General features: G+C 46.8%; 2 protein-coding genes. Both read left to right on the top strand.

Features of this window, described 5'->3' with window-relative positions:
- On the top strand, positions 1–468 hold a 468-nt coding region (locus H620_RS26695; RefSeq protein WP_244880971.1), incomplete at its 5' end, for an RHS repeat-associated core domain-containing protein.
- A 2-nt stretch (positions 469–470) separates the two neighbouring features.
- Complete coding sequence (locus H620_RS0118840; protein ID WP_027907864.1) at positions 471–1,211, top strand: hypothetical protein; 741 nt, start codon at positions 471–473, stop codon at positions 1,209–1,211.
- Positions 1,212–1,764: the final 553 nt, after the last annotated feature.

The raw sequence follows: 1,764 nt of genomic DNA, 5'->3' as shown, positions 1-1,764 counted from the left end.
AGGGTTGGGCGGTTTGTGAGCCAGGACCCGATTAGCTACGGCGGCGGTTTAAACCTGTTTGCCTATGCGCCGAACCCTGTGGAGTGGATTGATCCTCTTGGATTAGCGAAAAAGCAGCCAGTAAGACTCGTTAATGGCTGTCCAATTATCGGTACTGGGCAGAAGACTGGTGGTGATGGTCATGCGCAACTGTCCGAAGATATTGCTCTGCAGATGGCTAAAAGTGGTGATTATGAGAAAGTTGGTGTTAACGTAGCAGTCAAGACCGTAACAGGTGTGCCAACTGATCCTATTACTCGTCCAGATGTAACCGGGCTTCGTAAAGATGGTAGGGTGGATATTGTTGAAGTACCATCTCCGACTGACCAACTGACTAGGCTTGAGGCGAAGGGAAGAATAACTCTACAAGGCCTCGGGGCTCGTGCAGGGGACTATACTGCTACTGGAAAAACTTTAAGGAAGAATTGAGTATGGATTATTACTGTTTTTTGGTGGCTCATTCTGTTTCAGATGTCAAAACAAATCTGCTGTCAGTTTACCCTGATGTAAAACGATGGATTTCTGAGCGTGGTGACGTTGAGCGATCTGGCGGCAGTGGCGGTAAGGTTGTGAAGTTTAATGAAAAAAAATATTTACAAGACTTGAGTTTGGGGAAGTTAGAAGCAATAGAGTTGTACTCTGAGCGCAAGTGGAGAAAAGGTGAGGTTAGTGAGGTGCTGAACTCTGATTTTTCCGTGGTTTTTTCTAACGGTACGGGCTTAATGCTCTCTGCTAATAAAGAAAAAATTCGATTAAGTGACCTCCTTGACTCATTTTTGATGATGGGTCATGTTGTTGAAGCATATGACTACGCCTATGCATATGTCGAGACTCACGCATATGGTACCGGGTATGCGAGAGGTATCTATATGCCTGATGAAATTCATCCACTTATGTGGGGGCGACGATCTGAGGCTGGGGCTTGGATGAAAAAACAATGGTCCAATGACACGGGCTCATATATTCGAGATATTTACCAACTGAATATGTACTCAAGCCGGAAGATTGAGGCCTTGCCGCACGATAAACGGCAGGCTCTCACCCAAGCGATGGAGCGGTATGGCGAATGCTCAGTCCAGAAAGGTTTCTCCGTGTGGGCGTTAGAAGAGGCTGAACTTGAGATGGCTCGCGAGTATCTTAAAAGTTTCAAACTACTAGCTTCTTACCTTTAATAGGAATTAGTGGGTTACGAGGCTCGCCATTGCGCCAATATCACTTTCATCTACCTCGGTAATTGGAGGGCGGCGCTTGAAGAGAATGTATCGTTCAATGAGTCACCTGCTTGCTGGATTGATCTGTTGGTGGGGTGTGTGAAATTGCTTCTGGCTGGGCGGAGCAAGTAGACAGTAAGGAATTTTCTATTTGTCTGTTAGATTATATTCTGAATGGTCGCGTAACTGAATGTAAAGGCGCGTTTGTTAGGGGTGTGGTTATGAGAGTGAGCTTGCAGGAAAGGTAAGTAGGCTGGTTGAAAGGTCAAAAATTATGAGGGTATATGGTCTAGTGAAAAACCAGACTTGACAATCTCTAGCAACTTGAGCGTTTTGGAGAAAGCATTAGCTGGAATTAGGACAATGTAGATGTCGGTAGGACCAGCTGGATGGTCGTAGAAACCTGAGCACGGTGACCCTTCGCCCCGATGGCCATAAGGTCAGCACGCTCACCTACGGCAGCGGTCACGTGCTGGGCATGACCCTTGACCAGCATGAGCTGCTGGCCTACGAG

Origin of the sequence: Pseudomonas taiwanensis DSM 21245 (assembly GCF_000425785.1) — a bacterium.
GTDB classification, from domain to species: Bacteria; Pseudomonadota; Gammaproteobacteria; order Pseudomonadales; family Pseudomonadaceae; genus Aquipseudomonas; species Aquipseudomonas taiwanensis.
This window is presented reverse-complemented; position numbering and strand designations above follow the sequence as displayed.

What these genes read in the sequence shown, in the direction of transcription:
- H620_RS0118840 (WP_027907864.1), top strand. Translation starts at nt 471, where the DNA reads ATGGATTATTACTGTTTTTTGGTGGCTCATTCTGTTTCAGATGTCAAA.